A 17,165-nucleotide genomic window follows, 5' to 3' on the forward strand; every position below is an offset into this window, starting at 1 on the left:
CGCCATTGCCCCTGTTAACACTTCGTCGTCACCTTCTCCACATCATGGCTTTGCGCTGGATGAGGACGCGTGATTCGTTCTCGTCCAGGGCCTCCGACCTGATGTGGTTGAAGGCTGTTTCGTATCCAGCCACCAGCTCGAGGTCTTCGACGAAGCGTGCGTTGTAGAGCTGCTCCAGATATACAACATCGTCGAAAGCCGCGAACCGCAGATGGATGAAGGCGCCGGTGTTGACCGGATGGAGCGACTCCAGCGGCAGCACCTGGACGCACACATGAGGCAGGACGGACACCTCTATCAGGTGTTCCATCTGCGCCCGCATCACCGAGGGCTCACCGAAACGCCGCATCAGGGCCGACTCGTCCAGAACGACGTGCAGCGTGCACGGATCAGGTCTGTGCAGGACGCGCTGTTGCCTGGCGAGCCGGGCCTCGACCCGGCTTCGGACACCGCTGTGCGTGATGCGCACGATGCCGCGAGTGGCCAGGATGACCTCCCGCGCGTAGTCCTCGGTTTGCAGAAGGCCTGGCACAACCTGGGGTTCCCAGCCTTGTTGGAACCTGGCCTCCGCCTCCAACCCGAGGAATCTGGTGTACGCCCCGGGCAGGGTTCCTTCGTAATCTTCCCACCAGCCCCGCTGATACGCATCAGCCAACAATCCGAGCAGCTCGTCCAGTTTCGGATCGTCGACCTTGTAGAGCTTGGCCAGTGCCCTGACGTCGTCGGTGCTCGGCTTGGTCTTGGCGGCCTCGATCCTGCTCACCTTGCTCGGCGACCAGCCCAGCTCACTCGCCGCCCTGGCGCCCGTCATGCTCCTGCGCTCGCGCAGTTGGCGCAGCTCCTGGCCGAGCTTGAGCCTGCGCACCGTCGGGCTGCTCTGCTCTGGTGGCACCGTCCGCTCTCCTCATCGGGAACGAAAGTGTGATGGAGACCGTGCAAGTTGCACGGGGACTCGCACGAAGACTTGCCATAAGGCTTCCACGGGAGGACGGTGGGAGCAAGAGAGAAGCCCGCGAACGCGGGCGGCCACCTTCGCTCCCGTCTCAGGCGTCACTGCAACGTCGCATGCAAGTTGCATCAGCTTGTGCGCCGCATCTCCCGGCGGGAATTGCGAAGAAATTTGAATTTTCTTCCGCTGGAGCTATTGCCGCGGCCAGGTCACGGGAGGACGATCAGGCCAGGAAGGCGAGATGACGATACGCACACGGAGCCTTCCGCAGACGCTCCAAGCGCGGCCCACGAGGCCGCCCCTTCCGGCAACGGCGCCGTTCAGATAAAGGCGACACAGGTATTCAGCACGAAGCCGGACCGACGCCGATCCCGAATCGTCACACTGACGGGCTGCCACCCGGGTGACGGTCGAGCACTCAGCGCCCGGCCCGGCCAGAAGTCCACCTCAAGAATGCCGCGAAAGGGGTCTTCTATGTACTCACAAGGTACCAAGGGACTCAGCCGAATCAAGTCCCGGATCCGGGACCTGGTCGCAGGGTGGATCGCACGGGCCGACAGGGACATCTGCATGGAGCCCGACGAGTTCGCCCACCGGCGCGGTTGGACCGTCAGCCGCACGGGATTCGGCTCCCGCCTGTACCGCGACCCGAGGTTCGACCAGCTCAAGGTGCCGCGCACCTCGCTGGTCCCCGAGGAGGTGTCGTGAGATGTCGCGCAATCCTCGGCACCAGGTTCACCCCGCCGTGGCGGACCTGCCGGCGGCGGAGCGCTCCAGCGCGCTGGCCAGGCTCTGGCGGATCCGCACCGAACTGCTGCTCGCCGTAGGGCTCGTCGTGGTCGTCGCGGGCGCGTTCGGGGGCGGCCGATGGGTCCCTTTCATCGCGCTCACCAGCGCGATCTCGATGCCCGCCGCCACCCGCGCGGGCCGTAACTGGCTCGTCGCGCACGTGTGGTGCGTCGCCTCCCGTCACCGGCTGCAGCGGGTCTGCCTGGAGACGACCATGCACACCCGGTCGGGCAGGATCCCGCTCGTCCTGTGGATCACGCCCACGGCCATGGGAGAAAAGGCGCTGGTGCTCACCAGAGCCGGCATCTGCGCGGAGGACTTCGAGGCCTTCGCGGGAGAGATCGAGGCGGCCTGCTTCGCGCGGGACGTCAGGATCCACAAGCACCGCAGGTGGGCTCATCTGGTGATCGTCGAGATCATCCGGCGCGAGGCGACCGCCGGTGCGGTGAGTCCAGGCCTCGAGCGGCTGTACGGCAGGAGCGGATGGGTCGCGTTGCGATCCACCCGCGCCGACATCGAGGAGCCGCCCGATACCGCCAGACTGCTCGTTCCCGCCTGATCCATCCAGGAGGGGGGCCGGGGTCTTCGGGGGACGAGATGCTCCCGAAGACCCCGGCTCCCGGGCCTTCCCACGGCCTGCCGTACGGGACAAGATGAGTTCAGATGACGAACTCAGGAGCAGCGATGACGACCGTGCACCGCACCTGCCCCCTCTGCGAGGCCGTCTGCGGCCTGACGCTCACCCTCGACGAGGGTGGCAACGTCACCAGCGTGAAGGGCGACAAGGACGACCCGTTCAGCAAGGGATTCATCTGCCCCAAGGGCGCCAGCCTCGGCCGCCTCGACGAGGACCCCGACCGCCTCAGCAAGCCGCTGGTCCGCGAAGGCGACCAGTGGCGCGAGGTGACGTGGGAGGAGGCCTTCGACACCGTCGCCCGCGCCATCCCGGCTGTGAAGGACCGCCAGTCGATCGCCGTCTACCTCGGCAACCCCAGCGCGCACACCATGGCGGGCGCGCTCTACGGCGCGCCGCTCATCAGGGCGCTCGGCACCAGGAACGTCTACTCCGCCAGCACGGCCGACCAGATGCCCAAGCACGTGGCATGCGGGCTGATGTTCGGCCACCCGCTGCGCATCCCCGTCCCCGACCTGGACCGCACCGGCTACCTGCTGATGCTCGGCGCCAACCCGCTCGAGTCGAACGGCTCGCTGTGCACGGCGCCCGACTTCCCCGGCAGGCTGAAGGCGATCAGGCGGCGAGGCGGCAAGGTGGTCGTGGTGGACCCGCGGCGCACCAGGACCGCGGCGCTGGCCGACGAGCACGTGTTCGTACGGCCCGGCGCCGACGCCTACCTGCTGTTCGGCCTGGTCCACACGCTGTTCGCCGAAGGCCTGACCGCGGTGTCGTGCGAGGTCAACGGCCTGGAGGAGGTCAGGCAGGCGGCCAGGCACTTCACCCCCGAGGTCGTCGCCCGCCGTACCGGCGTGCCCGAGGAGACGATCGTCCGGCTGGCCCGCGAGCTGGCCGCCGCCCCGTCCGCCGCCGTCTACGCGCGGATCGGCACCTGCACCCAGGAGTTCGGCACGCTCGCCCAGTGGCTGGTCGACGTGCTGAACACGCTGACGGGCAACCTCGACAGGCCGGGAGGGGCGATGTTCCCCATGCCGGCGACCGAGACGCCGAGGTCCCGCAGGCCGTACACCACGGGCAGGTGGAAGAGCAGGGTGCGCGGGCTGCCCGAGGCCAACGGCGAGCTGCCCGTGGCGACGCTCGCCGACGAGATCGAGACGCCTGGCGAGGGTCAGGTCCGCTTCCTGGTGACGGTGGCGGGCAACCCCGTGCTGTCGGCGCCCAACGGGGCCCGGCTGGGCGAGGCGTTCGAGCAGCTCGACTTCATGGTCAGCGTGGACCCGTACCTGAACGAGACGACCAGGCACGCGACCGTCATTCTGCCGCCGCCGCGGGTCCTGCAGTCGGGGCACTACGACTTCGCGCTGCTGGGCTTCGCGGTGCGCAACTACGCGCGCTACTCGCCGCCCATCCTGCCGCTGGACGGTCGGCCGTCGGAGTCGGAGATCATGGCCAGGCTCACGATGATCGCCTCGGGACTCGAGGGCGACCTGGACGAGTTCATCATCGACCAGACGCTCCAGAAGGCCGATGTGGAGCTCCAGTTCGACGGCGAGACGGGCGCCGAGCGCAGGCTCGACATGATGCTGCGACTCGGCCCCTACGAGCTTTCCCTGGCCAAGCTGCGCGAGAACCCCCACGGACTCGACCTCGGCCCGCTGGAGCCCCGGCTGCCCGGCGCCCTCCACACGGCCTCCGGGCGGGTCGAGCTGGCGCCTGCGCAGCTCCTGGAGGACGTGGAGCGACTGAGGGAACGGCTGGAGCACGCTCCTCCCGAGATGGTGCTGATCGGCCGCCGGCATCTGCGCTCGAACAACAGCTGGATGCACAACGTCAGCACGCTGGTGGGCGGCAGCAACAGGTGCACGTTGCAGATCAACCCCGCGGACGTGGCACGGCTCGGGCTCGACGGCGAGGCGGTGGTCACCTCGGCCACGGGACGGCTCACGGTCACGCTGGAGCCCACGGACACGATCATGCAGGGTGTGGTGAGCCTCCCGCACGGCTGGGGCCACGCGGGAAGCGCGCAGGCGGTGGCCGCCGAGCATCCGGGGGTCAGCGCGAACACGCTGACCGACGACGCCGCGATCGACGTCCCTTCCGGCAACGCCGTGTTCAACGGGGTCCCCGTCACCGTCGAGGCGGTGTGACGAAGAACGGGCCTCCGTGATCATTGCGGTCGACGGACGCGTTGGTCATGCATAGGGTGTCGCGCGTGACTAGCGCCCCGGAAGAGGACCGACTGAACACCCAGATCGCCTTCGCCCTGGAGATCGACAAACTGAAGAGGGTGATCCGCCGCAACAGCCTCATGGACGGCTCGCGGCGGGAGAACGACGCCGAGCACTCCTGGTACGTCGGCATGCTGGCGATGATCCTGGGCGAGCACGCGCCGCCCGGCACGGACGTCCAGCGCGTGGTCGCCATGCTGCTCGTGCACGACCTGGTGGAGATCGACGCGGGCGACACGTTCATCTACGACGCGGCGGCGGTGGCGGCGCAACTGGAGGCCGAGCGCGCCGCCGCCGACCGGATCTTCGCGCTGCTCCCCCCGGACCAGGCGACCCTCTTCAGGGAGCTGTGGGAGGAGTTCGAGGCGCGCGAGACGGTGGAGGCGCGATTCGCCAAGGCGCTCGACAGGTTCGCCCCGATCCTGGCCAACCATCACACCGAGGGTGGCACGTGGCCGCTGTTCAAGGTGCGGGCCGACCAGGTGCGCGAGAAAGTGAAGATCATCGAGGAGGGATCGGCCTCGCTGGGCGCCTACGCGTACGAACTGGTCGACCTCTCGGTCCGCAGAGGTCATCTGTCCGAGTGACCCCCTTACCGCTGGGGTAGGGGTTCGGTCGTGAAGGAGAAAGTCAGGCTGGCGGGACCGGTCGATCTCGCCGACAGGCTCGAGAAGAGCAGGTCGATGGACCGGCCGATCAGGATGCTGGCGAAAGCCGTACGCGAGAAGATCAGGCCGGGGACGTTCCGCGACTGGTTGCACGGCGTGCCCACGGGCAAGCCGCTCCATCCGCCGCTGGCGACCGTGACGCTCGGCTGCTGGGTGTCGGCGACCCTGCTCGACTTCGCGAAGACCGACCCGCGCGCCGCGCGGACCCTGATCGCCGCGGGGATCGGAGGGGCGCTGCCGACGGCCGCCGCCGGGATCACCGACTGGTCCTCGCTGCACCTCGAGCAGCAGCGGGTGGGGTTCGTCCACATGCTGGTGAACCTGACCGCGGTGAGCCTGTTCTCCGGATCGCTGCTGCTCAGGCTGGCGGGGCGGGAGGGCGGCGGCAAGGCGCTGTCGCTCGTGGGGCTCGGCGCGGCCGCCGTCGGCGGCTACCTCGGCGGCCACCTGGCCTACCGGCAGGCGGCGGGCGCCAACCACGCCGAGCAGGTCGCGCACCTGGTCCCGCTCGGCTGGCACGACCTGTGCCAGCTCGACGACCTGCCCCAGGGCAGGCCCGTGGCCCGCAGGCTCGGTTACATCCAGCTGTTCGTCATGCGTCACGGCGACGGTGTGACCGTGCTCGCCGACCAGTGCTCGCATCTGGCGGGCCCGCTTCACCAGGGCAGGATCGTGATGAAGAACGGCGTGCCGTGCGTCGTCTGCCCCTGGCACGGCAGCACCTTCCGGTTGACCGACGGCTCGGTCAAGCACGGCCCCGCCACCGCGCCCGCGCCCACCTTCGAGACCCGCGTACGGCAGGACGGCACCATCCAGGTGCGCCCCTTGACTTAAACCTTCGTTCAACTTTTACGGTCGTTCTCATGATTCTCGTCACCGGAGCGACCGGCAACGTCGGCCGCCACGCAGTCAACCTTCTCGTCGCCGAAGGCGCCCAGGTCAGGGCATTCGTCAGGAACCCGGCCAAGGCCTCCTTCCCCGAGGGGGTGGAGGTCGTCAAGGGTGACCTCACCGACCCCTCTTCACTGGCCGCAGCCCTCGAAGGGGTCGACAGGGTCCTGCTCATCTGGCCCGGCTTCGCCGCCGAGACGGCGGCCAAGGTGGTCGACCTCGTCGCCGAGCACGCGCGCGGCGTCGTCTACCTGTCGGCGAACCTTCCCGAGGACTCCACGATGTTCCACAAGGACGTCGAGCGCCTCATCCAGGCGTCACCGCTGGAGTGGACGTTCCTGCGGCCCGGCGGTTTCGCGTCCAACACGCTCGGCTGGGCCGAGCAGGTCCGCGAGGGCACGGTCAGGTGGGTGCACGGCGCGGCGGCCCGTTCGCTGATCCACGAGGCCGACATCGCCGCCGTCGCGGTGAAGGCGTTGCTGTCGGACGATCTCGTCGGGCAGGCTCCCGTGCTGAGCGGGCCCGCCACGATCACCCAGGCCGAGCAGGTGCGGATCATCGGCTCGGCCGTGGGACGCGAGGTGCGGTGGGAGGAGTTGCCGCCCGAGGAGGCGGTGGCGCAGATGGCGGCCGCGTGGGGCGATCCCGTGCTGGCACGGGAGGCCGTCTCCGCCTGGGGGAGTTTCGTCACCGCTCCCGAGGAGGTCACGGACACGGTGGAGCGGCTGACGGGCCGCCCCGCGAGGTCATTCGCGGAGTGGGCCGCCGATCACGCGGCCGACTTCCGCTGACCCGCTGGACGGGGTGCGTCGGCGGGGTGCTCGACGAGGGCGAGGATCCTGCTGGACATGAAGCGCGCGGTGCGTACGGCCGTGCCGCTTCTTGTCACCTCGCTGACCTCGACCAGGCCCCGTCTGGTGGCGACTTCGACGCGCCTGCCCGCTTTGGTGGCGATCACTTCGTAGGTGCGCGGGGTGCCTCCCGCGTCGATCACGATCTCGACCCGATCACCCTTCATGCCCTGATTTATACCCGTTTAGCTGGGATTTATCCGTACACCAGTTTGATGATGGCGACGATTCCCACGCACACGATGAACCCGCGCAGCACCGGAGCGGGCAACCGGCGACCCACCTTCGCGCCCAGGAAACCGCCCAGCGTCGCGCCGAGCGCCACCATCAGCACCGCCCACCAGTCCACCGGCGCGATGATCGTGAACAGCACGGCCGCCGTGGCGTTGACGATCAGCGACAGGACGTTCTTCGCGGCGTTGACCCGCTGCAGGTCCTCGGTCAGGAAGGCGCCGAGCAGACCGATGAGCAGCACGCCCTGGGCGGCGCCGAAGTAGCCGCCGTAGACCCCCGCGCCGAACACCCCCAGCCACAGCATCGGGCCGCCGTCGGGGTGGGCGTGCTCCCGGCGCGCGGCCAGCCAGCCGTTCAACTTGGGCTGCAGGACGACCAGCACGCAGGCGATCGCGATCAGGACGGGGACGACGACCTTGAAGACGTCAGGGTCGAGGACCAGCAGGAGCAGGCCGCCGACCAGGGAACCGAGCGCCGAGCCCATGCCCAGCTTGACCAGACGGTCACGCTGGCCCTTGAGCTCGGCGCGGTAGCCGTACGCGCCGGTGAAGGAGCCGGGGACGAGGCCGATGTTGTTCGACACGTTGGCCGTGACAGGGTCGACGCCTACGGCCACCAGCGTGGGAAAGGTGATCAGCGACCCCGATCCGACGACGGCGTTGATGGCTCCGGCTGCGACTCCGGCCGCGCAGATCGCGACCGCTTCCCACGGCGTCACGTCCCGCCCCTTTCGTATTCCGTATGCACTGCCGCCAGAGCCTAGACGTAGGCCCTCATCTGCCCTGCTCCGGGGTCGGCACTCATCGGCGCGTGTCGAGGCGGGCGGCCGTCGGAAGGGGCGTACCGGGCACCGTGGCGGCGGCTCGCGGGGGGTGGATTACTCCTGCGTGTCCTTGGTGTCCTTGGTGTCCTTCGTGCCGCCGAACAGGCCGCCGAGATTCTCCAGGGCCTTGCCCATCTCGGAAGGCACGATCCACAGCTTGTTGGCGTCGCCCTTGGCGATCTCCGGCAGCATCTGCAGGTACTGGTAGGCCAGCAGCCGCTCGTCAGGCTTGCCCTCGTGGATCGCCCTGAACACCATCCCGATCGCGTCCGCCTGGCCCTTGGCTCGCATCGCCGCGGCCTCCGCCTCGGCCTGAGCCCGCAGGACCGCCGCCTCCGCCTCGCCTCTGGCCCTGAGCACCGCCGCCTGCTTCTCGCCCTCGGCCGTCAGGATCGCCGCCTGCTTCTGCCCCTCCGCCGTCAGCACCGCGGCCCGCTTGTCCCGGTCGGCCCGCATCTGCTTCTCCATCGAGTCCTGGATCGACGCGGGCGGGTCGATCGCCTTCAGCTCGACGCGGTTGACCCTGATCCCCCACTTGCCCGTCGCCTCGTCGAGCACCCCGCGCAGCTCGGTGTTGATCTCCTCGCGGGAGGTGAGCGTCCGCTCCAGGTCCATCCCGCCGACGACGTTGCGCAGCGTCGTGACCGTCAACTGCTCGACGCCGATGAGGAAGTTCGCGATCTCGTAGGTGGCCGCCTTCGGGTTGGTCACCTGGAAGTAGATGACCGTGTCGATGGAGACCACGAGGTTGTCGGAGGTGATGACCGGCTGCGGAGGGAACGACACGACCTGCTCCCGCAGGTCGATCATCTCCTTGATCCTGTCGATGAACGGCACGACGAGGTTGAGCCCAGGGGCGAGCGTGCGATGGTAGCGGCCGAGCCGTTCGATGATCGCCGCAGTGGCCTGCGGGATGATCCGGACCGTCCTCGCCAGCGCGAACCCCACCACCGCGACCACGACAAGCGCGACGATCAGCTGCTCGGTGCCCATGTCCACTCTCCGAGAGTCGTAGGTCCGGCTCCCGAAGATGATATTTGGTTTTCCCTTGTAGCAGCCGTTATCCGTACAAATGCTATTGAGGCCTGGCGTACCAGCGGCCGTGGGAGTTGCGCTCCAGGACCAGCGGCACCCCGAACGTCCGCGAGAGGTTGTCGGCGGTCATCACATGCTCGATCGGCCCCTGGGTGACGACCGAGCCGTGACGCAGCAGCATCGCGTGGGTGAACCCGGAGGGAATCTCCTCCACGTGGTGCGTGACCAGCACCATCGTGGGCGAACGGTAGTCGCCGGCCAGGGTCCCGAGCCGCCGTACGAGATCCTCGCGCCCGCCCAGGTCGAGCCCCGCGGCGGGCTCGTCGAGCAGCAGCAGTTCGGGGTCCGGCATGAGGGCGCGGGCGATCTGGACGCGCTTGCGCTCACCCTCCGACAGCGTGCCGAAACGCCGCCTGATCAGGTGCGCGACGCCCATCATGTCGATCAGCTCGACCGCACGGGTGACGTCGTGGGAGTCGTACTCCTCCGTCCAGCGGCCCAGGATCGCGTAGGACGCGGTCAGCACCAGGTCGATGACCTTCTCCTCGGCCGGCACCTTCTCCGCCAGCGCCGAACTGGCCAGACCGATGCGCGGACGAAGGTCGAACACGTCGGTCTGCCCGATGCGCTCGCCCAGCACCTCGACCGCGCCCTCGCTGGGGAACAGCAACGTGGCGGCGACCTGCAGCAGCGTCGTCTTGCCCGCGCCGTTCGGTCCGATGACGACCCAGCGCTCGTCCTCGTTGACCGCCCAGTCGATGCCGCGTATCAGGGCCGCCCCGTCCCGCCGGACACCCACGTCCTGGAGCCGCAGCACCTGACCACCCATCGCTGATACCTCCCTATGGACCGCTCGGGGACCAACCTATTGCAGGGCGAGCGCATATCGTGGACCGGTGCGCCCTCAAACGCCTATCTCACCGTCGCTCGTCGCGTGGGGCAACGCCTGGCTGACCGGACATGTCGGCCTCGACGAGGCCGCCGACCAGGTCGAGAAGTTGTCAGGACCGGTCGTCGTCGGTTCGCTGCCGCTGCGCCGCTATCTTGCCGAGCTACGAGTCGACGGTCTCACCGAACTCCGTCTCGCGCTGCCCGCTCCCGGTGATCCGCTGGGACTTTCCGGGCCAACGGCCTTCAACGCGGCCGCGGTGGAGGCGGGAGAGGCGGCGATCGCCGTGCTGAAGGATCGGGTCGTCGGGCTCGTGCCCGCGCAGGACCTGCGCGGCTCGTCCTACGTGGGGGTGCGGCTCGCCGTCCACGAGTCGGGGCCGCCGCGGGCCGACCTGCCGTCGCTGGCGGAGGCCGAGCGGGAGCTGACCGGCGCCATGCGGGAGGCCACCGAGGCGCTGGCGGGCGTGCAGGGTCCGCTGCAGGGACATCCAGGTCAGCTGCCCGGCGGGGGCGAGCTGGCGCCCGGGTACCCGCCGCGCGCCCACCGGGTGTCGGCGCTGGCCGCCCGCCTGTCGACGGCGCTGCGCATGGCCGACGAGCGGGGGCTGACGTCCGCGCAGATCGCCGCCCGAGCGGTGGCGCTCCGCTCGCTCGACGCGGCCGTCCGCCGCGCGCTCGTCTCCGCCCACCACGCCGTCTTCGAGCCCCGGTCCTAGAGCTCAGCCGTACGGCAGGCACCCGCCCCGGGGATTCCGCGGGCGGCGTCGGGCGTTACGGGGCCGAACCGAAGCGCCAGATCTTGATGCGCTTGTCCTTGCCCGCCGACACCACCGCGGGAGCGCCCTCCACCGTGGCGACCGCGACCGAGTACACCCCGCCCCCGTGCGCCTTCACCGAGCGGCCCAGGGCCTTCTGGCTCTCGGGGTCCCACAGGCGGATCGTCCCGTCGGTGCTGCCCGACGCCAGCACCGCCTTGCCGTCAACCGAGCCGAACGACAGCGAGTACACGTTGCTCGAGTGCCCCGACATGGGCTTGCCGATCGAGCGGCCCGTCTTCGGGTCCCAGAGGCGGATCTTCTCATCCTTTCCGCCCGAGGCCACCACGGCCTTGCCGTCCACCTGGCCCACCGCGACGGAGAACACCGCCTTGCTGTGGCCCTTGTACGTCTTGCCGTACGCCTTGCGCTTGGCCAGGTCCCACACCCGCAGCGTCTTGTCCTCGCTCGCCGAGACGACCACGGGGCGGTCGCCCACGCGGCCGACGCTCAGCCAGTTGACGTCCTTGGCGTGCGCCTTGACCGAGCCGATCTGCTTGCGCTTCTTCACGTCCCAGAACCGCAGCATGCCGTCGCCGTCGCCGGTGACCGCGACGTACTTGCCGCCCACCTTGCCCACCGCGACCGCGAACACCGCGATCGGATGCCTGCCGAGGACCGTGCCCTTGCGGGTCTTGAGGTTCCACAGGCGGACCGTGTGGTCGTAGCCCCCGGTCACGGCCATCGGCGTGGAGCCGACGGTCACGCAGGCGACCGCGTAGATGTCGTTGTCGTGGCCGCGCAGCTTGTTGACGGTGGTGCGCTTGACGGGATCCCAGACGCGCAGCACGCCGTCCTGCCCGCCGGACACGAACCGCAGACCGTCCCCGATCTTGATCGCCGACAGCGACTGGACGGCTTCGCTGTGGCCGGACAGCGACTTGCCGTCCTGCTTGCCGAGCGCGGGAAGCGCCACGGGCGGCCCGGTGGGCGCGACCGTCGGGGCAGGGGTCGGCGGAGCGGAACCCGTCGGCGAGACGGACACCGACGCCGAAGGGGAGGCGGAAGGAGAGGCCTGCGCCGTGGGTGTCCCGTTGGCGAGCGGGCTCGGCGACGGATCCACCGGACCCTCGAACGCGCGCGGCACGAACAGCAGGACGCCCGCCGCCAGCGCGAGCGCCACGACCAGCGCGCCGCCGACCATCACCGCTCTGCGGCGGCGCGACGAGTCCTCCGCGCGCTGCTCCTCGGGCCTGGTCTCCCTGAAGAACGCGTCGTTGTCGTTGTCGCGCGCGGGCGAGGCCTTACCCTGCGCTCCCGCTCTCCCGCCGGCCCCCGCTCGCTGGGAGCCGGCGTCGGGCGAGCCCGCGCCGGGGAGGCCACCGCCCCCGTGCGGAGGGGTACCGCCGTGCGGAGGGGTACCGCCTGGCGCCGGGGCCGGGTACGGCGAGCCAGGCCCGGACCCACCGGCATACGGCGGGCCCTGGCGCGGCGGCTCCTGGCTCTGAAGCCCCTGCGGCCGGCTTCCCTGCTGCGGGCCTCCCTGCTGGGGGCCTCCCTGCTGCGGGAGGCCCTCGCGAGGCGGCCCCTGGTGCAGCGGCCTCGGGGGAACGCCGCCCTGATAGGAGGGGCCTTGGTGTGGCGGGTGGTCCTGGTGGGAGGGGCCCGGCTGGGGCGGTACGAAGGCCTGTGGCGGCGGTCCATACGGCTGGCCGTACGGCGGGGCGGGCGGCTGCGGCGGAACGTACGGCGTACCCGAGGGGTTGGCCCACCCGCCGGGGTAGGAGTCCGACGGGCTCACCCACCCGCCGGGGGTGGACTGCGCGGGGATCGGGTTGACCGGGGGCCGGCCGTACGGGCCCTCCTGCGCCCCGCCCGGGCTCGGGGGAGCCGGATGAGGCGGACCCTCGATCGGGTGCCGGCCCTGACCAGCCTGCGACAGGCCCGCGGCAGGCGCGTCGGCGGCGGGTTCCTGCGGCTTCGCCCAGCCGTCGGGCAGGGAGTCGAACAGCCCCTGAGGCGTCACCTCCTCGGCCGCCACCTGCGACCCCGTGGTCATCGCCACCTCGGCGTCCCGCTCGGCAGCCGCGCCCTGGTTCTCCAGCAGCGAGAACAGCGCTTCGGCCGCGGAGGGCCGCTCCTCCGCCCGCTTGCTCAGGCACGCCTGCACCAGCGGCCGCAGGCTGTCGGGGAACGCCGACAGGTCGGGCTCGTCGTTCATCACGCGGTAGATGACCGCGGGCAGGCTGTCCTGGCCGAACGCCGGCGCGCCGGTGGCCGCGTACGTCATCGTCAGGGCCCAGCTGAACAGGTCGCTCGCGGGCCCGACCCGCTCACCCGAGATCTGCTCGGGGGACATGTAGGCGGGCGTGCCCACGACCCCGCTGCTGAGCGTCATCGACGAGTCGAGCGCCCTGGCGATGCCGAAGTCGATCACTCGTGGGCCGTCGGGGCCCAGCAGCACGTTGCTCGGCTTGAAGTCACGATGGACGATTCCGGCGCGGTGGATGGCCGCGAGCGCGGTGACCGTACCGACGGCCAGGCGGTAGAGGGCGCCGCCCGAGCGAGGGCCGTCCATCTGCACGACGCGCTGGAGAGAGACGCCCTCTACCAGCTCGCTGACGATGTACGGCAGCTCGCCGTCCATGTTCGCGCCGAGCACCTGTGCGGTGCAGAACTGCGCCACCCGCCTGGCGGCCGCGACCTCGCGCATGAACCGTTCGGCGTCGATGCCGGGGGCGTCGAGCCTGGTGTTGAGGAGCTTGATCGCGACCAGTTCGCCGTCAGGACCCTCGGCCTTGTAGACGATCCCCTGCGCGCCCTTGCCCAGCCGCCCGAGCAACCGGTACTGGCCCAGCTCGGCTGGGTCTCCTGGCTGTAACGGGTGCTTGTCAGGCACCTGAGCCCTCCCCCTCGTGCGATTCCCCCCAGTCGCAAGAGTGACCGGCTCACTGCACAGTGTGCAAGCAACGTCATATCACGATAGATCATCACTCTTTGCGAAATCTTTGCTCTGGGCAATAATCGCCTAGAGAATGGGGGATTTCCAGTTCCGTTAGGGGGGAGCTGCACGATGCGCCGAGCAGTCGGCATGTTCTTAGGGCTTGGCCTGATCGCGCCACTGGCCCCACTTGCCGCGGCGGCACCCGCGGCGGCGGCGGTCGCGCCCTTGGCCGGCCCTGTGGTGGCGGCGGCCAAGAAGGATCCATTCTCCAAGTTCAGCGTGAGCGTCTCGTACAACAAGGCGACGAAGCGCGGCGGCAAGATCACGTACTACATCAAGGCCAAGAACCTCGGGCCCTACGACGCCGACTACTTCGGCATCGGCGGCTTCGTGCCCAAGGGCGTCGTGCCGACGCTGAAGTGGGGCGGCCCGAAGGGCACCCAGTGCGTCTGGGAAGGTCAGGTCTTCCTGTGCATGCCGCGGTACCAGGTACCGGTGGGCGGCACGACCTGGCTCAACTTCCAGCTGACCCTGAAGAAGGACACCAAGGGGTCGGCCAACGCCAAGCTCGGCGTGGTGGCCTACGACCTGCCCACCGGCGCGGAGGACCTCGACCAGGAGGAACTCGCCCGGATGGGCCTCAAGGGCCACCTGTACATGAAGAACACCAGGACGAAGATCGTCTGGCCGCAGAAGAAGCGGCGCACGGGTAGCGGGACCTACACGCCTCCCCCGCCGCCTCCGCCGCCGAAGTGGAACCCGCCGTCCCCGACGCGGGTGGAGCGGAACGAGAAGAAGGACACCTGACGCCTTTCGGGGGCTTCGCGCGGTTGTGAAACCCGGTCGAAGACCCCCGACGGCACCGGCCCCCGGACAAGCACACCTGTCCGGGGGCCCAGGTCTTTTCGGGGACACACCGCCCGGGGGCCGCCGCCCATCCGGGGATACCAGGATCGGAGGGTGACGGTTCAGGCCAGGCCGTGGCGGACGGCGTAGAGGGCCGCTTGGGTGCGGTCCTGGACGCCGAGCTTCATCAGCACGTTCGACACATGCGTCTTGACCGTCTTCTCCGCCACCGCCAGATCCCGGGCGATCTCCTTGTTCGACCGGCCTGCGGCGATCAGCCGGAGCACCTCCCGCTCCCGTTCCGTCAGCGGGACCTGCGCGGCCTCGGCCGCCATCATCGCCGAGGCCGCCTCGGGAGCCAGCAGCACCTGCCCGCCGTGTACCGCCCGCACCGCCTGGACGAGCGCGTTCGGGTCGACGTCCTTGTAGAGGAACCCGGCCGCCCCCGCCCGTATCGCGGGCCCCACGTCGGACCGGTCGCTCACCGAGGTCAGCACGAGGATCCTGGTCGGGGAGCCGCCGAGCCGTTCGAGCGTGCCGAGGCCGTCGAGGACGGGCATCTTGAGGTCCAGCAGCAGCACGTCGGGACGGAGCGCCTCCACCAGGGAGACCGCCTCCTCCCCGTCCCCCGCCTCGCCGACGACGGTGATGTCGTCCTGCAGGTCGAGGAAGGTGCGCAGGCCCTGCCGTACGACCGGATGATCGTCAGCGATCAGCACCTGGATCACACGCCCACCTCCATGCGCACCACCGTGCCCTGTCCCGGCACGGACGTCACGGTCACCTTGCCGCCGACGGATTCGGCGCGGTCGCCCATCGACACCAGCCCGAGCCCCCGCAGCTGCTCGGAGTCGTCGAACCCTACGCCCTCGTCGCGCACCAGGAGCGCCAGCTTGCCTGACGCGTACGTGAGCCTGACCTCGACCCGTTCGGCGTAGGAGTGGCGCAGCGCGTTGTGGAGCGCCTCCTGGGCCACGCGCAGGACGGCCACCTCGACCTCGGCGGGCAGCGGAGGCAGCTCGTCGCCCACGAAGGTCACCTGGCACGGCTGGAGCCTGTCGAGCAGCCGTACGTGCTTGCGCAGCGTCTCGGCGAGGCCGTGCCTGTCGAGCTCGGCGGGCCGCAGCTCCACGATGACGGCGCGCAGCTCGGCCAGCGCCTCTCCGGCCAGGCGCTGGACGCGGTCGAGCTCGACGGCGGCGCGGGCCGGGTCGACGGGCAGCAGGGCGTTGGCGGCCTGTGCGGTCAGCCGGAGCGAGAACAGCTTCTGGGTGACCGCGTCGTGCAGCTCGCGGGCCATCCTGTTGCGTTCCTCGAGCATGGCCAGCTCGCGCCCCCGCTCGTAGAGGCGGGCGTTGGTCAGCGCGAGCGCGGCGTGCGCCGCGAACATCGTCAGCAGCTTCTCGTCGTCCTCGGTGAACCCGCCCTGCACCTTCTTGTTGGCCAGGAAGATGATGCCGAGCACCTCGCCGCCGTCGAGGATCGGCACGCCGAGGAAGTCACGCATGACGGGGTGGGCCTTGGGCCAGTACTCGAACCTGGAGTCCTTCGTCAGGTCGGGCAGGCGGACGGGGACCCCCTCGCGGAGCATCGCGCCGAGCATGCCATGCTGGCGGGGCAGCGGCCCGATGGCCTCCCACTGCTTGTCGGTGATCCCCTCGGCGACGAACTCGGCGAAGGAGCCGTCCTCGTCGGGCACGCCGAGCGCCGCGTATCTGGCGTTGAGCAGCTGCTGCGCCGAGCGGACGATGACCTGCAGGACCTCGCGCACCGACAGGTGCCGGGTGACGGCCAGGACGGCCGAGCTCACCGCTCGCAGGATGTCGGATTCGGGGCTCACGGGCCTCAGCCTACGGTCCTAGGTCGAAGTGCTCAGCACGGGCTCGGGCGCGCGCCCGATGTCGTGCGGGTGCGCGCTTCCTACCGTCGTCTCCATGACGAACACCGCACTCATCACCGGCGCTTCCCGCGGGCTCGGACTCGCGCTCGCTCGATCGCTGGCGGCCGCCGGATGGCGGCTCGTCCTCACCGCCAGGGGTGCCGAGGAACTGGAGAAGGCCGCCGCCGAGCTGGGCGCGACGGCCATCGCGGGCGACGTGGCCGATCCCACCCACCGGGCGCGGCTCGCGCAGGCCGTACCCGAGCTCGACCTGCTGGTCAACAACGCCGGCGGGCTCGGCGCCACCCCGCTGCCCCGCCTGGCCGACTATCCCCTCGACGTCTTCGACGAGCTGTTGACGACCAACGTGGTCGCGCCGCTCGGGCTGACGCAGGCGACGCTGCCCGCGCTGCGCCGCCGCCGCGGGTCGGTGGTGAACATCTCCTCCGACGCCGCCACCGGCGCCTACGAGGGATGGGGCGGGTACGGCGCGACGAAGGCCGCGCTCGACCAGCTCTCGAACGTGCTGGCCGCCGAGGAGCCCGACGTGGCGGTCTGGTGGGTGGACCCGGGCGAGATGAACACCCGCATGCTCGCCGACGCCGTGGGCGAGGAGGAGGCCGCGAACGCGGGCGACCCCGCGGCCGTCGCCGCCGCCCTGCACGACCTGATCAAGGGCCGTCCCGCGAGCGGCAGGGTGAGCCTCCCATGACCGTCGACCCGCGGCGCCGGAGCCGTCGAGGAGCGG

Annotated in this window: 17 protein-coding genes; 9 read left to right on the forward strand and 8 right to left on the reverse strand. The window is 70.1% G+C overall.

Annotation, left to right across the window (positions count from 1 at the left end):
* Positions 1-28: 28 nt before the first annotated feature.
* On the reverse strand, positions 29-892 hold the full coding sequence (locus AC3EO4_RS43265; RefSeq protein WP_379578041.1) for a helix-turn-helix domain-containing protein: 864 nt from the start codon (positions 890-892) through the stop codon (positions 29-31).
* Positions 893-1,423: 531 nt separating this feature from the next.
* Between AC3EO4_RS43265 and AC3EO4_RS43270 the strand changes: the two genes are divergently transcribed.
* From AC3EO4_RS43270 to AC3EO4_RS43295, 6 genes are all read left to right on the forward strand, one after another.
* The gene (locus tag AC3EO4_RS43270; RefSeq protein WP_431901515.1) at positions 1,424-1,657 is read left to right on the forward strand and encodes a hypothetical protein; all 234 of its coding nucleotides are present in this window, start codon (positions 1,424-1,426) and stop codon (positions 1,655-1,657) included.
* A 1-nt stretch (position 1,658) separates the two neighbouring features.
* Positions 1,659-2,297 (forward strand): hypothetical protein, encoded by a 639-nt coding sequence (locus AC3EO4_RS43275; RefSeq protein ID WP_379578045.1) that lies wholly within the window; start codon positions 1,659-1,661, stop codon positions 2,295-2,297.
* Positions 2,298-2,422: 125 nt separating this feature from the next.
* Positions 2,423-4,519, forward strand: coding sequence for a molybdopterin-dependent oxidoreductase (locus tag AC3EO4_RS43280; RefSeq protein ID WP_431901518.1), 2,097 nt, complete (start codon positions 2,423-2,425; stop codon positions 4,517-4,519).
* 47 nt (positions 4,520-4,566) lie between these two features.
* On the forward strand, positions 4,567-5,187 hold the full coding sequence (locus AC3EO4_RS43285; protein WP_379578049.1) for an HD domain-containing protein: 621 nt from the start codon (positions 4,567-4,569) through the stop codon (positions 5,185-5,187).
* Between the two features lie 30 nt (positions 5,188-5,217).
* Positions 5,218-6,102 carry a Rieske (2Fe-2S) protein gene (locus AC3EO4_RS43290; protein WP_379578051.1) on the forward strand — a complete coding sequence of 295 codons (885 nt, stop codon included), beginning with the start codon at positions 5,218-5,220 and terminating at the stop codon, positions 6,100-6,102.
* A gap of 29 nt (positions 6,103-6,131) precedes the next feature.
* A complete protein-coding gene (locus tag AC3EO4_RS43295) occupies positions 6,132-6,950 on the forward strand; it encodes an NAD(P)H-binding protein (RefSeq protein ID WP_379578053.1) in 819 nt (272 codons plus the stop codon).
* Here AC3EO4_RS43295 and AC3EO4_RS43300 read toward each other — a convergent pair.
* The 4 genes from AC3EO4_RS43300 to AC3EO4_RS43315 all read right to left on the reverse strand — a co-directional run bounded on the left by AC3EO4_RS43300 (position 6,929) and on the right by AC3EO4_RS43315 (position 9,931).
* Complete coding sequence (locus AC3EO4_RS43300; RefSeq protein ID WP_358128851.1) at positions 6,929-7,177, reverse strand: hypothetical protein; 249 nt, start codon at positions 7,175-7,177, stop codon at positions 6,929-6,931. The genes AC3EO4_RS43295 and AC3EO4_RS43300 overlap by 22 nt on opposite strands.
* A gap of 29 nt (positions 7,178-7,206) precedes the next feature.
* On the reverse strand, positions 7,207-7,962 hold the full coding sequence (locus AC3EO4_RS43305; RefSeq protein WP_379578055.1) for a sulfite exporter TauE/SafE family protein: 756 nt from the start codon (positions 7,960-7,962) through the stop codon (positions 7,207-7,209).
* 159 nt (positions 7,963-8,121) lie between these two features.
* Entirely contained in the window at positions 8,122-9,060 is a 939-nt protein-coding gene (locus AC3EO4_RS43310) for an SPFH domain-containing protein (RefSeq protein WP_431901523.1), read from the reverse strand.
* 82 nt (positions 9,061-9,142) lie between these two features.
* Positions 9,143-9,931 (reverse strand): ABC transporter ATP-binding protein, encoded by a 789-nt coding sequence (locus AC3EO4_RS43315; RefSeq protein WP_379578059.1) that lies wholly within the window; start codon positions 9,929-9,931, stop codon positions 9,143-9,145.
* Positions 9,932-9,998: 67 nt separating this feature from the next.
* Here AC3EO4_RS43315 and AC3EO4_RS43320 point away from each other — a divergent pair, with 67 nt between their 5' ends.
* Entirely contained in the window at positions 9,999-10,709 is a 711-nt protein-coding gene (locus AC3EO4_RS43320) for a hypothetical protein (RefSeq protein ID WP_379578061.1), read from the forward strand.
* Between the two features lie 55 nt (positions 10,710-10,764).
* On the opposite strand, the gene AC3EO4_RS43325 is transcribed toward AC3EO4_RS43320, so the two are convergent.
* Positions 10,765-13,647 carry a protein kinase domain-containing protein gene (locus AC3EO4_RS43325; RefSeq protein WP_431901524.1) on the reverse strand — a complete coding sequence of 961 codons (2,883 nt, stop codon included), beginning with the start codon at positions 13,645-13,647 and terminating at the stop codon, positions 10,765-10,767.
* A gap of 192 nt (positions 13,648-13,839) precedes the next feature.
* Here AC3EO4_RS43325 and AC3EO4_RS43330 point away from each other — a divergent pair, with 192 nt between their 5' ends.
* On the forward strand, positions 13,840-14,499 hold the full coding sequence (locus AC3EO4_RS43330) for a hypothetical protein (protein ID WP_379578065.1): 660 nt from the start codon (positions 13,840-13,842) through the stop codon (positions 14,497-14,499).
* A gap of 161 nt (positions 14,500-14,660) precedes the next feature.
* Here the strand turns inward: AC3EO4_RS43330 and AC3EO4_RS43335 are convergent, their stop codons facing one another.
* Together AC3EO4_RS43335 and AC3EO4_RS43340 are read right to left on the reverse strand one after the other, a co-directional pair.
* Positions 14,661-15,266 carry a response regulator gene (locus tag AC3EO4_RS43335; protein WP_431901527.1) on the reverse strand — a complete coding sequence of 202 codons (606 nt, stop codon included), beginning with the start codon at positions 15,264-15,266 and terminating at the stop codon, positions 14,661-14,663.
* The gene (locus AC3EO4_RS43340) at positions 15,263-16,378 is read right to left on the reverse strand and encodes a GAF domain-containing sensor histidine kinase (protein ID WP_379578069.1); all 1,116 of its coding nucleotides are present in this window, start codon (positions 16,376-16,378) and stop codon (positions 15,263-15,265) included. Before AC3EO4_RS43340 ends, AC3EO4_RS43335 begins: the two co-directional genes overlap by 4 nt.
* Positions 16,379-16,472: 94 nt before the next feature.
* Between AC3EO4_RS43340 and AC3EO4_RS43345 the strand changes: the two genes are divergently transcribed.
* Positions 16,473-17,129 (forward strand): SDR family NAD(P)-dependent oxidoreductase, encoded by a 657-nt coding sequence (locus tag AC3EO4_RS43345; RefSeq protein ID WP_431901530.1) that lies wholly within the window; start codon positions 16,473-16,475, stop codon positions 17,127-17,129.
* Positions 17,130-17,165: the final 36 nt, after the last annotated feature.

The sequence above is a fragment of the Nonomuraea sp. bgisy101 genome (assembly GCF_057708945.1).

Excerpts from the sequence above, each read along its gene's own strand:
- AC3EO4_RS43270 (WP_431901515.1), top strand. The coding sequence starts at position 1,424 with ATGTACTCACAAGGTACCAAGGGACTCAGCCGAATCAAGTCCCGGATC.
- AC3EO4_RS43275 (WP_379578045.1), top strand. The coding sequence starts at position 1,659 with ATGTCGCGCAATCCTCGGCACCAGGTTCACCCCGCCGTGGCGGACCTG.
- AC3EO4_RS43280 (WP_431901518.1), top strand. The coding sequence starts at position 2,423 with ATGACGACCGTGCACCGCACCTGCCCCCTCTGCGAGGCCGTCTGCGGC.
- AC3EO4_RS43285 (WP_379578049.1), top strand. The coding sequence starts at position 4,567 with ATGCATAGGGTGTCGCGCGTGACTAGCGCCCCGGAAGAGGACCGACTG.
- AC3EO4_RS43295 (WP_379578053.1), top strand. The coding sequence starts at position 6,132 with ATGATTCTCGTCACCGGAGCGACCGGCAACGTCGGCCGCCACGCAGTC.
- AC3EO4_RS43300 (WP_358128851.1), bottom strand. The coding sequence starts at position 7,177 with ATGAAGGGTGATCGGGTCGAGATCGTGATCGACGCGGGAGGCACCCCG.
- AC3EO4_RS43310 (WP_431901523.1), bottom strand. The coding sequence starts at position 9,060 with ATGGGCACCGAGCAGCTGATCGTCGCGCTTGTCGTGGTCGCGGTGGTG.
- AC3EO4_RS43315 (WP_379578059.1), bottom strand. The coding sequence starts at position 9,931 with ATGGGTGGTCAGGTGCTGCGGCTCCAGGACGTGGGTGTCCGGCGGGAC.
- AC3EO4_RS43330 (WP_379578065.1), top strand. The coding sequence starts at position 13,840 with ATGTTCTTAGGGCTTGGCCTGATCGCGCCACTGGCCCCACTTGCCGCG.
- AC3EO4_RS43345 (WP_431901530.1), top strand. The coding sequence starts at position 16,473 with ATGACGAACACCGCACTCATCACCGGCGCTTCCCGCGGGCTCGGACTC.